This window comes from Bacillus sp. RC251, from assembly GCF_044908765.1.
GTDB lineage: Bacteria > Bacillota > Bacilli > Bacillales > Bacillaceae_G > Bacillus_A > Bacillus_A wiedmannii.
The window spans coordinates 120,781-138,907 of record NZ_JBIYDP010000004.1; the positions used below are offsets into that span (position 1 = coordinate 120,781).

The following is an 18,127-nucleotide window of genomic DNA, read 5'->3' on the forward strand; positions in this document are numbered from 1 at the left end:
CCAATGCTACATAGGAGCTCAGAAGATTTATTTTAGAAAAAATAATTTTAATAATAAGGAGATGCGCTATGAAGAAGGGGAAATTCGGAAGAATACTTATCGGAACGCTAACTGTTGGCATGTTAATGTCTCAAGGAATTCCATATAACGTATTGGCAGAAGAAGTAAATACATCTACTTTAACTGGAATTGATGATGCAAGTTCTATATTGAAAGGACTTACAAAGGAACAACGTAATGCTTTAAAAACATTAGATACAAAACCTGGTTTTGTTATTTCACCAGGCATTAATACAGCAAGTCCTGATAATGTGAATGTGATTGTAGAATTTAAGCAAGCACCTAGCAAAATCGAGATGTTAAAACAAGCAGCTAAAGGGAAAAAAATAGCTCTTTCAACTGCAGAACAAAAGGTGGAAGCATCGCATAAAGGATTTAAAACTGAGCTTGAACAGCTTCAAAAAAAGAAAGATAAGGGGCCGGATTTTAAAACTGCCAAAATAACAAGAGAATATAAGAATGCTTTTAATGGTGTGGCAATGTCGTTACCTGCGAATATGATCGAAGATTTAGTTCGCACTGGTATTGTTAAGCGTGTATGGGAAGATCGTGAGGTCAAAATTGATTTACCGAAAGAAACAGCTAAGACGGCTGCCGAACCCAAAATGGCAGATAGTGTACCACAAATTGGTGTGGACAAGCTGCATGATGAAAAAATAACAGGAAAAGGAATTAAGGTAGGTGTACTGGACACAGGTATTGATTATAACCACCCTGATTTAAAAGATGCTTATAAAGGGTATCGTGCAAAGCAAGGTGAAGATCCAAGCAAAATAGATCCGAACTCAATAAAAGGATGGGATTTTGTTAATAATGATGCTGATCCAATGGAGACAACGTATAAGGATTGGCAAAATTCTGGAGGATATCCTGAAATTTATGATGGAAGTGCATACTATACATCCCATGGGACTCATGTAGCTGGGACAATTGCTGCAGACAAAAAGAATAGTGTGGATTATGCAGTTACGGGAGTCGCTCCGGATGTAGATTTATATTCATATCGTGTATTAGGTCCATATGGAAGTGGACAAACAAGCGGTATTCTTGCTGCGATTGATAAAGCAGTGAAAGACGATATGGACGTTATCAATTTATCATTAGGTGCGTCTATTAATGATCCTTTATATCCTACTTCTATTGCAGTAAACAATGCGATGTTAGCTGGTGTTGTTACAGTAGTAGCGGCAGGTAATAGTGGTCCAGAAGAAGGTACCCTTGGATCACCTAGTGCAGCAGCACTTCCAATTACAGTTGGAGCAAGTGACGCTGCGATGACTATCCCGACATTTTCCACCGATGCAGCTGATTTACATGTGGATAAAATGATGCTACTTGGAAAAAGCTTTACTGATAAGATTGAAGATTTGAAAGGTCAATCCTTATCGCTTATATATGCAGGACTTGGGAAATCAGGTGATTTTACAGGGAAAGATGTAAAAGGGAAGTTAGCTCTTATCCAACGCGGTGAGATTACATTTGATGAAAAAATTAAAAATGCTAAGGAAGCAGGTGCAAAGGCGGTAATTGTATATAACAATGTAGATGGTGAAATTACAAGTTATCTTGGAGAAAGTACTTCATCTATTCCATCGTTCCGCTTAACAAAGGCAGATGGTGAGAAATTGCAAGCAAAAGCTGTCCAAGGAGATGTCTCTTTAACATTTGGAGAACTGAGTAACACAAAAACAGAGGGAGATCACTTAGCCGATTTCAGCTCTCGCGGTCCTGCAAGTAAAACAGATGATATTAAGCCGGATATTGTAGCGCCAGGTGTGTCTATTTTCTCTACTGTTCCTGAATATATTAATGATCCAAAGGATGGAGAAAATTATCCGGTAGCGTATGGACGTATGTCAGGTACATCTATGGCAACTCCTCATACAGCGGGGGTGGCAGCACTCATTTTGCAAGAAAATCCAAACTACAGTCCGTTTGAAGTAAAAGAAGCGCTTATGAATACTGCAGTTGACTTAAAAGAGGCACGCTCTGTATTTGAGGTGGGATCAGGCCGAATTGATGCGTATCGTGCAGTTCATGCAGATACAGCTATCGAGGTTATCGATAAAACATCAAACGTTGTAAATGATGAAGAAGTAGAAATTGAAGAAAAAACAGGGTCTATTGCATTCGGATATAAAAATCAATTGGGAAATGGACCTATTAAAGATAGTCGAAAAGTCTTAATTAAGAATAGCAATAAAACAGACGAGAAAGAGTTTAAATTAGAAGTAGAGTTTTCACCAACAAGTGTAGGTGTGCAAGATGCAGCGAAGAATGGTGTGAAGCTGAACGTACAAGATTCTATTAAAGTAGCTCCTAGTACATCAGGGGAAATTAGCCCTGAAATTATCATTCCAGAAAACGCTGAATTTGGTAGATATGAGGGATATATTCATATTTCAAATAAAAAAAATGAAAAAGAAGTATATCAAGTGCCATTTGCAGTTAAATTCACAGAAAAAGGAATTGAATCTGTAGATTTGCTGAGAGATGCAATGGCAACAGATACATCTAACTTCCATCCATTTATGGAAAGGCCGAGTTCACCGCTGACATTTAAATTGAACAGTCCACTTGAAACTATCGATGCAGTGGTGAAGGATCGAAAAACAGGAAAGGCATTAGGAATTGTGGGGACAATTAATGCTAGCAGTCTAACACCAAATATTGAATATATCATGTTCGATGGTATGGGTGGCTATGTATTCCCGTTTACAGGAGATCCAAATCATCCAATTGGAGACAAGCGAGTTACGTTGCCTGATGGAGATTACCAACTTGATTTCATTGGATATGACAAAGAAGGGAAACCTTATACAAAAGGAGATAGCGTAATTATTGATAATATCAAACCTGAAATGAAATTTACCGATGTAAAACCTGGCGTTCATGAGGTAAATGAATCTATGTTCAAAGAAGAAGATGGTCAGCGTGCATTATGGGTACATGGTAACATATATGATTCTACGATAGATGTATTAAAGGCAAAAGGCCTTCAGTATGACCAAAAAACTAATGAAATTGTATATTACCAAAACTCTGCTTTTCCGTCAGGTTGGTTGAATACAATTCAAGCCAATGGTGATTTTAAATTTGGTGTACTTCCAGAGGAAATCAATGAACCGCTTAATTTAAGGTTATTTGGATATGATCTTGCAACTGCATCAAATATGGTAAATGGATTTAAAGATTATGTCTTTGTTAAAGAGGGAACGGAATACGCTGTCCCAAGCTATGACAAGGATAAAGTTAAACTAGGAGAAAAAATTACATTAACTTTAAATCTTAATAATGTGAAACAACTTATGTCAGGTACATTTGAGATTCCTTATAGTAAACAGTTGTTTAAATTTGTAGATGTTAAACCAAATCCAGCACTTGCAGAATATGCAAAACAACATGGATTAAATATTAAATTAGAAGATCCAGTGATAAATGAAGAAGGAAACTGGGAAAACAAGGTGAAAGTTGGTGCATCTTTAGAAGGAACAGAATTTAAAGGTCTAGATGGAGACGCACCATTTGTAGATGTTACATTCGAGATGACGAGTGACGAGTATTTTAATAATTTAACAGCATTTGGAGTAGATAAATTCTCTTATACAAAAACAGGTGCATCAGAAGGCGTTGAGATTCCTGTGTTTAAAGATAAATCCTTTTCTATTATTTCGAAACATGCAATGGTTACAGGATATATTGGACCAGAAGCTTTCTTAACTGAAGAGGGGTATTTAGGTAAGAATGACTACACAAAACTAGGAGCAAAAGTGTATGCAGTTGGTAAGGATGGAAAGAAATATACAGGAACGGTTGATGATAATGGGCAATTTGAAATTCATAGTGTTCCAGTAAGTGATACAGAATATAATATTTTCGTAGAAATGCCAGGTCATTTAAATAGTAAATTAACTACAAAAATAGGGAAAATGCAGGATGGAGAATTAGTGGGACAAAACTTTAGAGCTGATATGGATGACAGCCTTGCAGGTGATGTAAACGGCGATAAAATGGTAGATATTCAAGATGCTAGAATAGCAGCTCTTTCATATGAAAAAGGAAAAGTGGCTGTAAAAGATGGAGATGTCAATCAAGATGGTGTTGTAAATGAAACAGATATTCGTTTTATTGAGAAGAATTTCATGAAAAAGGGTCCAGATGCCAAAGAAAATCAGAAACCGAAAGAAAATGTAGGGCCAGTGACGTTAGATAAAATCTTACGTTCCATTGGATTAGAGCCAAAAAAATAAGTGGGCACAATTCTAGAGTAAACTAAGTGATAAAACAATGAGTATAGAATTAAATAGGATTTACTAACAATGGACCGGTAATGATTCGATGTAACATTACCGGTTATTCTTAAAGTGATAGTTATTTGTAAACATGAAGTAAATAATTTAACGTTGGTTAGGTTTCGTTATGGGGAATATTATTTGTTTAATTAGTATTGTTTGTGGGATGGAAATAAGGTTTGGAGTTTGAACTTTAAAAATAGGGGGACTTGTGAAATGAGTATTAAGAAAAAACTTGGTATGGGTGTTGTAACTGCAGGGCTTGGTTTATCTTTAATTGGCGGGGGGACATATGCGTATTTTAGTGATAAGGAAGTATCACAAAACACGTTTGCAGCGGGTACTTTAGATTTGAGTGTTAATCCTGAAGTTGTTATTAATGTCGACAATATTAAACCAGGTGATGAAATGGAACGCGGTTTTCAATTAGTTAACAAAGGAACTTTAGCGATAGGAGACGTGAAACTTCTTACAGATTATAGTGTAATCGATGCTAAAGGAGATAATGGAAGTGCTGATTTTGGTGATCATATCCGTGTCGATTTCTTATGGAATTTGGATAAAAATGAGGTTCCAATTTGGTCTACTACATTATCTGAATTAAAGGTAGCTACGCAAAACGGAAGTATTCCTGATCTTGTACAAAAAGGTGTTGTAGACCGAGAAGGAAATGGACTTGCTCCTGGTGATGATGATACTTTCTATGTAATGTTCACATTTGTAGATAGCAATGAAGAGCAAAATGTATTTCAAGGAGATTCATTAAAATTAAATTGGACTTTCAATTCAATGCAGACAAAAGGTGAAGAGAGATAAAGATAAATGTTATATATAAGAATAAATTGATGAAGAATTGAGAAATAAAATTTTTAATAGTGTAAGGGTTGATTTAGTGAATCAACCTTTTTTGTGTTTTGAGAGAAAATTATGCTTGGATTATTTGAAAAAAAATAAGCTTGAAAGTTACGTTACGTCATCTTTTATACTTAAGGAAACAAGGAGTAGAGGGATGGTGTATATAATTTTGAAAAGTATGTGGGGATGGAAAGAAATTTTATATTTATTTGTGTTTGTATTTATTATTGTTCCAGTAATTGTTGAATCTCTTTTTTATGACTATGCTTTAAAAATAATAGGGAACTCATTATATGCTGGAGTATTAATGGGATTTATAATGGCAGTGATATTTACTACTGTAGTTTATCTTTTTTGTATAAAAAGATATAAGCTCTCGTGGAGAGATATTGGAATTCGGAAGCTTTCATGAAAAGATTTCTTATGGACATTTGGAGCGGTTATTTTCTTAATTGTAGTTAGTATTGCTGTATTAATGATAATGGAGAAAATGGGTATTTCTTTTGAAAATAGTAAAACGGAAACGGTCCAAAATGATAAATCAATATATTCATTCTGTATCGCGGTAATCGGAGCAGCAGTTATATCACCAATCTATGAAGAGATTTTGTATCGAGGGGTTTTTTATACGTTTTTTCGTGATAAATATGGTATATGGGGCGGAGTGCTTATAAGTTCCATAATATTTACCGTTGTTCATATTCCAACATATAACACATTACCAGTGAATTTTTTTAGTGGAGTAGTATTTGCGTGGTTATATGAGAAAACAAATTCTATTTTATCAGCTATGATTGCCCACGCATTATTCAATTTTATAGCAGTACTTCTCACATTTATGTCGAATTAAGAAGATATATAGGAGGGATACATGTGGAAATAGCTGTAGAACGTGTTTTTACAAAAGAGGTTTTAGCAAGAGCAGCAAAGGCATTTCATGTAACAGTGGAAGAAAAGCCACTTGGAGATTTTGAAAATTATATTTTTAAGGCAAAGGGTGATCGTGGTGAAGATTACGTATTACGTTTAACACACTCTTCTCATCGTTCTAAAAAAGAAGTTGAAGCTGAACTAGATTTTTTACGATATGTTGCGGAGCATGGGGCAAAGGTAGCAGGACCTCTTTATTCAAAGTCTCAAAATCTTGTAGAAGGGATCAGAGCAGAGGATGAAACTTTCTTTTTCGCTTCTTTATTTACATATGCAAAAGGTGAACAAGTAAAAGGAAAAGAATCGCCTTATTGGGGAGATGCTTATTTTGAAGCATGGGGAAAAGCGATTGGTCAACTGCACCGCTTAACAATGAACTACCCTAAAACAGATTATCGTGATACGTGGGAAGAAGACGAAAGTGGGATTGTTAATGAATTAGAAGATGATCAAGTGAAAAAGATTGCAGCGGTATTAATGGATGAAATAAAGGCTCTTCCAATTGAAAGAGAAACGTTCGGCCTTATGCACGGTGATATCCATCCCGGTAATTTTCATTATGATGGTAAAGAGCTAACAATCTTTGATTTTGATGATGCGGCTTATAATTACTTTATACATGATTTAGCAATGGTTCTCTATTACTCTGTTCTATTTACACCGTGGACAGCGGAAGAGAAGACAGACTTTGCTCGTAAACAGCTACAAGTGTTACGAAAAGGCTATGAGTATGAGCACAGACTAGCGGATAGTTGGTATGAATCGTTACCGTTGTTCTTACGTCTACGTGATGTTGGTTTATACGGTACACTTCAAAAGAAGTTTAAGGAGAAAGATATGCCAGATAACTTCCGAGAATTATCAGAAGAGCTATATGAAAGAATTATAAAAAGAGAAGCAATTGTGAATATATAATACATTTTTGTGAAAACAAAGTATACAGAATAAATGTATGCTTTGTTTTTTTATACAAAAATATGTTTGTTTTATTAAAATAATATTGTTATAGATTCGGTATACACTTATAATTTTATATATATTCTGAATATTCTTTATAAAGAAGGAGGGGGAATGTTGGAAGCTTTCGTAAATTGGTTAAATAATATTGTTTGGAGTCCAGCACTTGTTTATTTATGTTTAGGAGTAGGTTTATATTTTTCCATTCGAACGAGGTTTTTACAAGTAAGGCATGTAGGCGAAATGGTGAAGCTGACATTTCAAGGTGAAAAATCAGAGGCTGGTGTTTCTTCATTCCAAGCGTTAGCACTTTCGTTATCAGGGCGCGTTGGGACAGGGAATATAGCTGGGGTAGCAACAGCGGTTGCATTCGGTGGACCAGGAGCTGTATTTTGGATGTGGGCAGTGGCCTTTTTAGGAGCAGGATCAGCTTATGTAGAATCTACATTAGCACAAATATATAAGACGAAACATCAAGGGCAGTTTCGTGGTGGACCTGCTTATTACATTGAAAAAGGTTTAGGTGTGAAATGGTATGCATTAGTATTCGTTGCAGCGACAATTCTTGCAACGGGGCTTTTACTACCAGGTGTGCAAGCAAATAGTATTGCTGTAAGTTTAGAAACAGCTTTTGGAATTAACACTACCGTATCAGGGGCTTTATTAGTTGTTATATTAGCTCTTATCATCTTCGGTGGAGTAAAGCGAATTGTTAACGTGGCACAAGTTGTCGTACCGTTTATGGCAGTTGGTTATATTTTAGTAGCTTGCGTTATTGTTGCTATGAATATTGAAAAGTTGCCAGAAGCATTTATGTTAATTATAAGAAGTGCTTTTGCATTAGAGGCGGCTTTCGGTGGTATTATCGGTTTAGCAATTTCTTGGGGAGTAAAACGTGGTATTTATTCCAATGAAGCAGGGCAAGGAACTGGACCACATGCAGCAGCTGCTGCGGAAGTATCACATCCAGCTAAGCAAGGTTTAGTGCAAGCATTTTCCGTTTACATTGATACATTATTTGTTTGTTCAGCAACAGCATTTATGATGATTATTACAGGCATGTATAACGTATTTGATGCAAGCGGAAAAAACTTTATCGTAAATAAATTAAATGGTGCTCAGCCAGGACCGGGATATACACAGGCAGCGGTAGAATCTGTTTTCCCTGGATTTGGAAACGGTTTCGTTGCAATTTCGTTACTATTCTTTGCATTTACAACAATTATGGCGTATTACTACATTGCAGAAACGAATATCGCGTACTTAAATCGTGATAAAGACCGCCCTTGGTTGTCTATGGTACTAAAGTTTGTATTTTTAGGAGCTGTATTCTACGGCTGTATAAAAACAGCAGCAACAGCTTGGGCTTTAGGTGATATCGGTGTAGGAATTATGGCATGGGTAAATATCATTGCGATTTTACTATTACAAAAACCTGCATTAGTTGCATTAAAGGATTATGAAAAGCAGAAAAAAGAAGGAAAAGATCCGGTATTCGATCCAGGGCCATTAGGAATTAAAAATGCTGATTTCTGGGAGCATGAATACGGGAAAGATAAGAAAGAAGAAGTATCTTAATCGAATAGAAATGGAGAAGCAAAGGGAAATCCCTTTGCTTTTTTTATGGGCAAAAATGAAGGGAGAAGTTATTTTTGGGACTGTTTTTGAATATAAAAAGAATGTACATGCTTTGTTAGGGGAAGGAGGGGGAGAGTATGTTGATAGAGTTTCGTAATGTAAATAAATATTATGGCAACTTTCAAGTTTTAAAAGATATTAATGTGCAAGTGAAAAAAGGGGAAGTGGTAGTAGTTGTTGGTCCTTCAGGATCAGGAAAAAGCACGTTGCTTCGGTGTATAAATCAGCTAGAGACAATTACAGATGGAGAGTTACTTGTACAAAATACGGAGGTACACAATACAAAAACAGATATGAATGAATTACGCCGGAATATTGGGATGGTCTTTCAACATTTTTATTTATATCCACATAAAACGGTTCTTCAAAATATTACACTAGCACCGATTAAAGTAAATAAAGTTTCAAAAGAGGAAGCTGAGCAAACAGCGATGTTTTATTTAGAGAAAGTAGGAATTCCGGAGAAGGCTAGTGTATACCCGCATCAATTATCCGGAGGACAACAGCAAAGGGTAGCGATTGCTAGGGGATTGGCAATGCAGCCGGAAATTATGCTATTTGATGAGCCTACGTCTGCTCTTGATCCGGAGATGATTGGGGAAGTACTTGATGTTATGAAAACACTAGCTAAAGAAGGAATGACAATGGTCGTTGTCACGCATGAGATGGGATTTGCGCGAGAAGTAGCAGATCGGATCTTATTTATGGATGATGGTCAAATTATTGAAGATACGACACCAACACAATTTTTTGCAAATCCTGAACAGGAAAGAGCTCGTCTATTTTTAAGCCGAGTGTTAAATCATTAAAGGAGGAATTTCATGCTTAAAATGAAAAAGCTGTTTACCTTAATCGTATTCTCATGTTTATTCGTACTTGTCGTTGCCGGATGCGGAAGTAAAAAAGATGAGGCGAAAGAAACGAATACGAAGCAAGGTGGGGCTGTTGAGCAAATTAAAAAGCGCGGGAAACTAGTAGTTGGGGTGAAGAATGATACGAACTTATTTGGATTAAAAAATCCTTCCACTGGGCAGGTAGAAGGATTTGATGTTGATGTCGCGAAAGCACTTGCGAAAAAAATTCTCGGAGATGAAAAGAAACTAGAATTAAAAGAAGTAACATCTAAAACGCGTATTCCACTATTGAAAAACGGTGATATTGATGCAATTATCGCAACAATGACAATTACAGAAGAACGTAAAAAAGAAGTGGATTTTTCAGATGTATATTTTAAAGCGGGGCAATCGTTACTTGTGAAAAAAGGGAGCGATATTAAAAGTATTGATGATGTGAAAAAGGGTGTGAAAGTGTTAGCTGTAAAAGGTTCAACGTCTACAAATAATATTCGTCAAAAGTCACCAGAAGCGACTGTATTAGAATTTGAAAATTACAGTGAGGCATTTACGGCGTTAAAAGCGGGGAAAGGCGATGTTTTAACGACAGATAATGCAATTCTTTACGGCATGGCAAAACAAGATTCAAATTATGAAGTTGTAGGGAAAATTTTTACGGATGAACCGTACGGAATTGCAGTGCAAAAAGGTGCAGATGATTTGACGAAAGAGATTAATAGCTTACTAAAAGATATGAAAGCGAATGGGGAATACGATAAATTGTATGAAAAATGGATTGGACAAAAACAAGAGAAGTAAAGTGAAACTTTAATTAGTGGGGCTTTATTTCTAGTGAATAGTAACAGTGAGAGGATGAGGGATGCTCATCCTCTTCTTGTAAAGAAAGAGGGGAGAATATGTGCCTGATTTTTCTATATTAACGAATAACATTGATATGTATTTAGAAGGCTTTAAGTATACAGTTATGTCTAGTGTAATTGCATTAATAGGAAGCTTTATTTTAGGAGTAATTTTGGCTGTAATGCGTATTGCACCTATTCGTATTTTAAATTGGATAGGATCAGCTTTTGTGGAGTTTGTAAGAAATATTCCACTTGTATTAATTGCATTTATATTCTATTTTGCTTTACCTGTAATAGGAATTACTTTAAATGGTTTTGTAGCAGGAACAGTTACGCTTACCGTATATACGGCAGCGTTTATTGCGGAAGTTATTCGCGCTGGTATTTTATCAGTGGCAAAAGGCCAAATGGAAGCAGCACGTTCCTCAGGATTGACTTATACGCAAGCAATGTACCATATCGTTTTACCCCAAGCGATGAAAATCGTAATTCCTCCTCTAGGAAATCAATTTCTCAATTTAGTAAAAAACTCTTCCATACTCGGAATTATCGCTGGTACGGATTTAATGTATCAAGGAGACTTAATTTCAACGAAGACATTGGTTACGTTCGACGTCTATATATTTGTCGGGATGTTTTATTTAATATTAACAATTCCGCTCAGTATGCTAGTGCGTTATTTAGAAAAACGCTTAGCAAAGGAGGCGGTGTAAATGGATTTTAAGGGAGCAATTACAGGAGATCATATTCTGTTTTTATTAAAAGGATTACTTATAACGCTAGAGGTAGCGCTCGTAGCGATTGTACTTAGCTTTATTATTGGTAGTGTAATAGGGATATTGCGGTATATGAAAATACCTATCGTCTCACAAGTATTAGGAATTATCGTTGAAGTAATTCGAAATTTACCACTACTTTTAATTATATTTTTCACGTATTTTGCACTTCCAGAAGCAGGCTTGAAATTAGAAATTATAACAGCTACAATTGTTGCTTTAACAATATTTGAAGCAGCAATGATATCTGAAATTGTTCGAAGTGGTTTATTATCTATTGAAAAAGGACAGATTGAGGCTGCAAGATCTTCAGGATTAACGTATGTTCAAGCGCTTTGGCACATTATTTTACCACAAGCATTAAGAAGAATGGTCCCGCCGCTTGTTAGTCAGTTTATTTCATTGCTGAAAGATACATCATTAGCAGTTGTTATATCACTGCCAGAGCTTATGCATAATGCTCAAATTATTAGCGGACAGAATGTGAATTATATGATTCCAACGTTTATAGTAGTAGCTTGTATGTACTTTATCATAAATTATAGTTTATCAATTTTATCGAGAAGATTAGAAATTCGTTAACCTTTACAATATATGTAAAGGTTTTTCCTTGTTTCTCCTTATTTTCCTTTAATTATAATCTAAATCTCGCGATAATTCGATTTTTTATATTGTTTTATCAGAAAAGTTTTAATTTTATATAGAAATTGTAATCGCTTTCGTGTATATTTTTATTATCAGAAAATTTTAACAAGATATAGGGGTATCGGTAGGGGGAGGATTTAGATGCAGCAATCAACGAATGAGAAATTACATCGTACGATGAAGAGTAGACATTTATTTATGATCGCACTAGGTGGTGTAATCGGGACTGGTTTTTTCTTAGGTTCAGGTTATACCATTAATCAGGCTGGACCAGGGGGAGCCATCCTTTCATATTTAGTGGGCGGATTTATTATGTATTTAACAATGCTTTGTCTTGGAGAGTTAACGGTAGCAATGCCGGTTTCAGGTTCTTTCCAAAAGTATGCGACGAAGTTTATTGGGCCAGGAACGGGCTTTATGATTGGCTGGCTATATTGGCTTGGCTGGGCAGTGACAGTAGGACTAGAATTAACGTCAATCGGTTTAATGATGAAAAGATGGTTTCCGAATGTTGATGTTTGGGTATGGTGTCTCGTATTCGGCGTTATTCTATATGCGTCAAACGCAATTTCGGCGAAAAGTTATGCTGAATTAGAATTTTGGTTCTCTAGTATTAAAGTAGTGACAATTCTTGCGTTTGTTGTTCTTGGTGGTGGTGCATTATTAGGGTTTATATCATATGACGGAAAAGAAGCAGCACCTCTTTTCTCTAACTTTGTAAGCGATGGTGGATTATTCCCGAATGGACTAGCTGCCGTATTACTTACAATGATTACGGTTAACTTCTCATTCCAAGGAACAGAGTTAATCGGGATTGCAGCGGGAGAAAGTGAAAATCCAGAAAAAACAATTCCACGTGCAATTCGTAATACAGTATGGCGCATTATGTTATTCTTCATTTTAACAATGACGATTTTAGTAGGATTAATTTCTTGGAAAGAAGCAGGGGTAATTGAAAGTCCATTCGTAGTCGTATTTGATAAAATCGGTATTCCATACGCAGCTGATATTATGAACTTCGTTATTATTACAGCGTTACTATCTGTAGCGAATTCAGGATTATATGCGGCAACTCGTATATTATGGTCACTTGCAAATGAAGGAATGGCACCAACATCTTTCAAGAAAGTAAATAAACGAGGTATTCCAATTACAGCGCTAGTCGTAACAATTGCGGTAGCAGGGCTATCTTTATTCACAAGCTTCCTTGCAGAAGATACAGTATACATGTACTTATTATCTATAGCTGGTTTATCAGCTGTTTCAAGTTGGATCATTATTGCTTTATCGCAACTTCGCTTTAGAAGTCAGTATATAAAAGGCGGAGGAAAGTTAGAGGACTTAAAGTATAGAACGCCGTTATATCCAATTGTTCCTATTTTAGCTTTAATTACAAATAGCATCGTTGTTATTAGTTTAGCGTTTATTCCAGAACAAAGAATGGCGTTATACTGTGGTATTCCATTTATCATTTTCTGCTATATATATTATTATATGAGTAAGAAACGGAAGAAACCGATGAAAGTGGAGATGGAAGCGAAGTATGAAAATAAAAATTAAGCATGATGGTATAGAGGCAGATTTATCGTATGGTCCATTAGCGATTGGAAAAGAAAATGGGTATTCACCGTTACAATTACTCGTTTCTTCTATCGCAGGATGTAGTGCAATTGTCTTTCAAACAATTTTAGAAAAGAAACGTATTACATACGATACGTTTACAATTGAAACTGAAATTGGTAGAAGTGAAGCTTTATCCAAACCAGTTGAAAGTGTTCATTTGCACTATAAAATTAAAGCCCAAAACATTACAGAAGAGCAGTTGGACAAGGCGCTGCAACTTGCAGTGAAAAATTGTACGATTGTTCAATCGGTAAAAGATAGTATAAAAGTTACGGAAACAATTGAACTAATAAAGTGAAACATAAAAACGTGAGAATACGGCTCTCACGTTTTTATGTTTTAGAGAGAGGAGAAAGTGTAATGGAATGTTTAGGATGTAAATTAGCCAACGAAGAAGAAATTATATATAGAATATATGAAGATGACTATGTAACATGTTTTTTAGATCATGAACCTTTTTATCCAGGTCATACTTTAATTGTGCCAAAGCAGCATGTTGTAGAAGTGGACGAATTAGATGATATTGTAGCAAAATCCATTATGGATGCTTCTAAACTGATTGCAAAAGCGATTAAGCTATTATATAAACCAGATGGCGTTACAATTTGTCAAAATGGTGGAATCTTTAATGAGTTAACGCATTATCATATGCATGTCGTACCGAGATATAAAGAGCGCTCGTTTGCCGAGTTTTATACGGTAGAATTAGGAGAAAAGAAGAATTATAACTTGGAAGAGACAAAGCATTTGTTACAAGAAGCGATAGAGCAAATGCTGTTTACTGAAAAGGCGTAAGAGGGGTTTTCTTAAGGGAACAATCAGGGAAATTCTAATAAACAAAAGCCCAATTTCTCAGTTAAAATAGAGAAATTGGGCTTTTGTTTATTCTATTATTAAATTTTATATATAAAGGAATTTTGTAGTGTCACAAAGTATATCGCCCATTCGTTATATAGAGTGAGAGGAGGAATTATATGAAAGTCACAAACAACGATTATGAAAAGATGGAAGAGCTATACGAGTTGTACGAACAAAAAATTTATTATGTAGCGTATTCTATTTTAAATAATATTCAGCAGGCTGAAGATGCGGTTCAAGAGACGTTTATTACTCTTTATAAAAACTTGGAAAAGCTCCATAGCTTGGCTACTCAAGAGCTTAAACGCTACATTTTGAGGATCGCGAAAAACAAGGCGATTGATAGTTACAGGAAAAATAAACGACATGAAACATTTTTAGAAGAATATGAAAGAGAATCAATCGAAGCAGTAGACGAAAATATTGAAGAGTGGGAAAAACGTAAAATGTCTGAGGTTCAAATTGATACATTGCTAACAGAATTAAGTGAATCTAACAGACAGGTGTTTAAGTATAAAGTCTTCTATAACTTAACGTATCAAGAGATTTCAAGTGTTATGGGAATAACCGAGGGTAATGCCCGCAAGCAGTTTGAACGCGCTCGAAAACGAGTCCAAAATATGATAGGAGGTATACAACATGACGAATTCAAAGAACTCCAAAGAAATATATGAACTTGCTGAAAAAATTGCTTTAGATGATTTTGATAAACTCGAAGAACAACATGAATTTTCACATACATATACGCGCAAAAAGAAATTGTTTATGGAGGAAATGAAGTTGAAAGATGGACAACCGCAGAAAAAGCGTAAAAAACATCGTATGTTAATCGCTGCTGCTTGCTTATTGATTGGTATGCCGACAACCGTTTTTGGTGCAGTGAAAGTCTATAATATGATTGTTCAAAAACAAAATTATGAAGTAAATGTTTCGGTAACAAATAAGGACTCGAAAAAGGCTGATAAGTGGTATAAGTTGAAACTGGGTAAATTACCAGAAAATATGGAAGCAATCGATGAAACTGCTATGAAATATTCCTTTAAAGATAACTACGCAAAGGGTGGATTTTCATTCATTCTTTGGAGAGTAGGAAAAGATTCGAACTTTAAAACGCTGTACTCAAAAAGCTACGAAGAGAAAGAGATAAATGGCAAGAAAGCAGTGATTGTCAATAAAGAAAATGGAAACCACAATTTAGCGTTTAACAGAGAGGTCTTTCTCTTTTTTGAGAAAGAAGGGATTATGTTAGAAAGTTATATTGGATCCGATGTAAATGAAGAACAAATGATGGATGTGTTAGGGAGTATTTCACTTGAGCCTACGTCAAAAGAAAAGGCATCAGATATAACAGATTATGATAAAAAGTATTTTAGCGAAGAAAGTAAGCCTAAAAAAACCAAGGTGATTCCATTGAAAAAAGATAGTAAACAACTATTTCATATAGGACAAAAGGTTCCAGTAACGATATCTATGGATAACAGCCAAATTGAATATGTGATAGAAAAAGTTGAAGTCTTTGATTCAATTAAAGATTTTAAACAAGAGAACTTTAATGAACTTGGCCTAGAGATATTAAGCAAGAATAAGGCTTTAGATCAGACGGGAAAATTACTATCGTACAGACGAGATGAATATAAATTAGGGAATGGTAAAGATTCAATTGATACATTAGTAGATTCAAAATTAGTTAATGTTAAATTTGTCTACTTAACAACAACAGTGAAAAATATTGGTAAAAAGCCGACAGAAGAAATCTATATGCATCCATCCATAAAACAGCTTAAATTTGAAGGGAATGCATGGAAATACGCTAAAGAAGAGGGAATGGACGCAACGCGTATTATGACAGGTGAAGTTGATTATTTAGAACCTCACGGAGATGGAAAAAGTTTTTACAATATTGGCAGTATCCGACCAGGACAAACGATGAAAGTAAACTTAGGTTATTTTGTAGATGAGGATAAACTAGATTCAATCTTCCTTGATGCTTTCCATTACAGAGGGAATGGTGGCACTGAAAATATGAATGCGGAATATCGTTGGTGGATTGATATTCGTCAATAGTAACAAAGAGACTAACAAGCTGCTTATATTTAGCAGCTTTTTTCGTCTTCATACATATGTAAAATTTCTTTCGCACGTATACGTAAACCATTTATCAATTCTTTCGGTTCTAACACTTTTGCATCTTTTCCAAGTCTATAAAATAAAGGCGTAATAAAATTAATTTCACCTTTATCAATTGTTGAATGTATATATCCTGTCCCGTCTTCGTTTGCTACAACGAATTCTTCAAGGTAAGGCACGCTTTTACATTGGCGTACACCTTCTGTCGTCAGTAAAACATGTAACTGAGTAGGACTATGTATTACGTTAGAGTTAGAGGCAAACCATTCTTCTAAATTCATGAATGTATCTTCAGTTTTTTCTGTTGATAATATAGAAAGAATACGATCAACGCGATACAGTAATACTTTTTTTCTACTGAAGTCATAGGATGGTAAGTACCATAGCCCGTCATGAGCATATACACCGATAGGATGAACATGTTTTGTTTTTATCCCCAATTTAGATTCGTATTGAAAGTGTAAATTTTTATTTTCAATAGCCGCGGTTAACACTTCGTTTAAAAGAGGGGTATCAATTGTTCTCTTTGGATTCCAAAAAGCGATATAAGAACGTATTTTATCAACTTTCGTTTTCGCATCATGTTGTAGAGAGCTGTACAGTTTATGAGTAACAGAATTGATTTCTGTATTAAAAGGTAAGTTTCTGTAGTAGCTTAAAGATTGAAATGCAAAAAAGATGGATACTGCTTCTTCTTCCGTAAATAAAATAGGGGGAATGACTTTATTCGTTAATACTTTATAGCCCCCGTTACGACCTTGTTCTGCGTAAATGGGTAATCCCATATCACTTAAATCTACAATGTATCTATGGACAGTACGAACGGAAATATTAAATTCATCAGCTATTTCCTGAGCTGTAAATGTTTTTTGGGCAGAAGCAAATATAAGAATATCTAATAAGCGTTTAGCTTTTGACAAATGTATCACCTTTTTTCTTTTTAACATGACATAAATTGTCATGTTTTATTGTTAGTATATTGTTTACATCATAATGTTATCAAGATGAGATGCAAGGAGGAGAAGAGATGTCACGTGAAATTGTTTTATTTATTGCAGCCAGTTTGGATGGATATATTGCGAAAGAAGATGATGATTTACAGTGGTTAATGGAAACGGAAGGAGAGGGAGATAACGGTTATACAGAAATGTATGAAACGATTGATACAATAATTATGGGAAAAAGAACGTACGATTATGTAGTAGAGCATACGGAAACATTCCCGTATGTAGGTAAAAAATGTTATGTTTTTTCTAACTCAGAAAAAGGTTCAAACGGACATGTAGAGTTTGTAAATGAAGATGTAGTGGAGTTTATAAAAAGGTTAAAAGCACAAGAAGGATCTAAAATATGGATGGTCGGTGGAGGGAGTTTATTAAGAGAGTTCTTTAAGAATAATCTAATTGATGAATATGTTGTCACGATTACACCGCATATATTAGGTTCTGGAGTTCCGTTATTTCAAGAAAAGAACCCGGAAATCAATTTAACTTTAACGGATACGAAACGTTTTGGACAATTTGTAAATTTATATTATAAGGAAAAGAAATAGCATACTAATGAACGGACCAAATTACATCTGATTTGGTCTGTTCGTATTCTTAGTTATAGTAAGGTTTATCTGTCCTTAACATATCAATTAGTATAAGGGATAACATATTGATTTGGAT

General features: G+C 35.1%; 14 protein-coding genes and 2 pseudogenes. 15 read left to right on the forward strand and 1 reads right to left on the reverse strand.

Annotation, left to right across the window (positions count from 1 at the left end; all coding sequences use genetic code 11):
• Positions 1-68 precede the first annotated feature (68 nt).
• The 14 genes and pseudogenes from ABH961_RS17435 (at position 69) to ABH961_RS17500 (ending at position 16,394) form a co-directional block, all read left to right on the forward strand.
• Positions 69-4,310: a S8 family serine peptidase gene (locus ABH961_RS17435; RefSeq protein ID WP_098642933.1), complete on the forward strand. Its 4,242-nt coding sequence runs from the start codon at positions 69-71 to the stop codon at positions 4,308-4,310.
• 258 nt (positions 4,311-4,568) lie between these two features.
• Complete coding sequence (locus ABH961_RS17440) at positions 4,569-5,168, forward strand: TasA family protein (RefSeq protein ID WP_000023371.1); 600 nt, start codon at positions 4,569-4,571, stop codon at positions 5,166-5,168.
• Between the two features lie 202 nt (positions 5,169-5,370).
• Positions 5,371-6,057, forward strand: a pseudogene (locus ABH961_RS17445) (lysostaphin resistance A-like protein).
• Positions 6,058-6,080: 23 nt separating this feature from the next.
• The gene (locus ABH961_RS17450; protein WP_098076865.1) at positions 6,081-7,052 is read left to right on the forward strand and encodes a phosphotransferase enzyme family protein; all 972 of its coding nucleotides are present in this window, start codon (positions 6,081-6,083) and stop codon (positions 7,050-7,052) included.
• Between the two features lie 159 nt (positions 7,053-7,211).
• Positions 7,212-8,672 (forward strand): alanine/glycine:cation symporter family protein, encoded by a 1,461-nt coding sequence (locus tag ABH961_RS17455; RefSeq protein WP_048541712.1) that lies wholly within the window; start codon positions 7,212-7,214, stop codon positions 8,670-8,672.
• Positions 8,617-9,541: pseudogene (locus ABH961_RS17460) on the forward strand (amino acid ABC transporter ATP-binding protein). The gene ABH961_RS17455 and the pseudogene ABH961_RS17460 overlap by 56 nt, the downstream one beginning before the upstream one ends.
• A 12-nt stretch (positions 9,542-9,553) precedes the next feature.
• Positions 9,554-10,384 carry a glutamine ABC transporter substrate-binding protein GlnH gene (gene glnH, locus ABH961_RS17465; protein ID WP_000916483.1) on the forward strand — a complete coding sequence of 277 codons (831 nt, stop codon included), beginning with the start codon at positions 9,554-9,556 and terminating at the stop codon, positions 10,382-10,384.
• 100 nt (positions 10,385-10,484) lie between these two features.
• Positions 10,485-11,141 (forward strand): amino acid ABC transporter permease, encoded by a 657-nt coding sequence (locus ABH961_RS17470; RefSeq protein ID WP_048541718.1) that lies wholly within the window; start codon positions 10,485-10,487, stop codon positions 11,139-11,141.
• Positions 11,142-11,786, forward strand: coding sequence for an amino acid ABC transporter permease (locus ABH961_RS17475; RefSeq protein ID WP_048541720.1), 645 nt, complete (start codon positions 11,142-11,144; stop codon positions 11,784-11,786). It begins immediately after the preceding gene.
• Positions 11,787-11,990: 204 nt separating this feature from the next.
• On the forward strand, positions 11,991-13,409 hold the full coding sequence (locus tag ABH961_RS17480; protein WP_088121281.1) for an amino acid permease: 1,419 nt from the start codon (positions 11,991-11,993) through the stop codon (positions 13,407-13,409).
• A complete protein-coding gene (locus ABH961_RS17485) occupies positions 13,393-13,770 on the forward strand; it encodes an OsmC family protein (protein WP_048541724.1) in 378 nt (125 codons plus the stop codon). The genes ABH961_RS17480 and ABH961_RS17485 overlap by 17 nt, the downstream gene beginning before the upstream one ends.
• A 62-nt stretch (positions 13,771-13,832) precedes the next feature.
• Complete coding sequence (locus ABH961_RS17490; RefSeq protein ID WP_048541726.1) at positions 13,833-14,267, forward strand: HIT family protein; 435 nt, start codon at positions 13,833-13,835, stop codon at positions 14,265-14,267.
• Positions 14,268-14,446: 179 nt separating this feature from the next.
• Complete coding sequence (locus ABH961_RS17495; protein WP_048541728.1) at positions 14,447-15,004, forward strand: RNA polymerase sigma factor; 558 nt, start codon at positions 14,447-14,449, stop codon at positions 15,002-15,004.
• The gene (locus ABH961_RS17500; RefSeq protein WP_098076862.1) at positions 14,970-16,394 is read left to right on the forward strand and encodes a DUF4367 domain-containing protein; all 1,425 of its coding nucleotides are present in this window, start codon (positions 14,970-14,972) and stop codon (positions 16,392-16,394) included. The genes ABH961_RS17495 and ABH961_RS17500 overlap by 35 nt, the downstream gene beginning before the upstream one ends.
• 29 nt (positions 16,395-16,423) lie before the next feature.
• Here ABH961_RS17500 and ABH961_RS17505 read toward each other — a convergent pair whose 3' ends face one another.
• On the reverse strand, positions 16,424-17,419 hold the full coding sequence (locus ABH961_RS17505) for a helix-turn-helix transcriptional regulator (protein ID WP_180228548.1): 996 nt from the start codon (positions 17,417-17,419) through the stop codon (positions 16,424-16,426).
• Between the two features lie 65 nt (positions 17,420-17,484).
• Between ABH961_RS17505 and ABH961_RS17510 the strand changes: the two genes are divergently transcribed.
• On the forward strand, positions 17,485-18,009 hold the full coding sequence (locus ABH961_RS17510) for a dihydrofolate reductase family protein (RefSeq protein ID WP_046957321.1): 525 nt from the start codon (positions 17,485-17,487) through the stop codon (positions 18,007-18,009).
• Positions 18,010-18,127 lie beyond the last annotated feature (118 nt).

Excerpts from the sequence above, each read along its gene's own strand:
- ABH961_RS17505 (WP_180228548.1), bottom strand. The coding sequence starts at position 17,419 with ATGACAATTTATGTCATGTTAAAAAGAAAAAAGGTGATACATTTGTCA.
- ABH961_RS17495 (WP_048541728.1), top strand. The coding sequence starts at position 14,447 with ATGAAAGTCACAAACAACGATTATGAAAAGATGGAAGAGCTATACGAG.
- glnH (WP_000916483.1), top strand. The coding sequence starts at position 9,554 with ATGCTTAAAATGAAAAAGCTGTTTACCTTAATCGTATTCTCATGTTTA.
- ABH961_RS17485 (WP_048541724.1), top strand. The coding sequence starts at position 13,393 with ATGAAAATAAAAATTAAGCATGATGGTATAGAGGCAGATTTATCGTAT.
- ABH961_RS17440 (WP_000023371.1), top strand. The coding sequence starts at position 4,569 with ATGAGTATTAAGAAAAAACTTGGTATGGGTGTTGTAACTGCAGGGCTT.
- ABH961_RS17510 (WP_046957321.1), top strand. The coding sequence starts at position 17,485 with ATGTCACGTGAAATTGTTTTATTTATTGCAGCCAGTTTGGATGGATAT.
- ABH961_RS17480 (WP_088121281.1), top strand. The coding sequence starts at position 11,991 with ATGCAGCAATCAACGAATGAGAAATTACATCGTACGATGAAGAGTAGA.
- ABH961_RS17475 (WP_048541720.1), top strand. The coding sequence starts at position 11,142 with ATGGATTTTAAGGGAGCAATTACAGGAGATCATATTCTGTTTTTATTA.
- ABH961_RS17435 (WP_098642933.1), top strand. The coding sequence starts at position 69 with ATGAAGAAGGGGAAATTCGGAAGAATACTTATCGGAACGCTAACTGTT.
- ABH961_RS17500 (WP_098076862.1), top strand. The coding sequence starts at position 14,970 with ATGACGAATTCAAAGAACTCCAAAGAAATATATGAACTTGCTGAAAAA.
- ABH961_RS17490 (WP_048541726.1), top strand. The coding sequence starts at position 13,833 with ATGGAATGTTTAGGATGTAAATTAGCCAACGAAGAAGAAATTATATAT.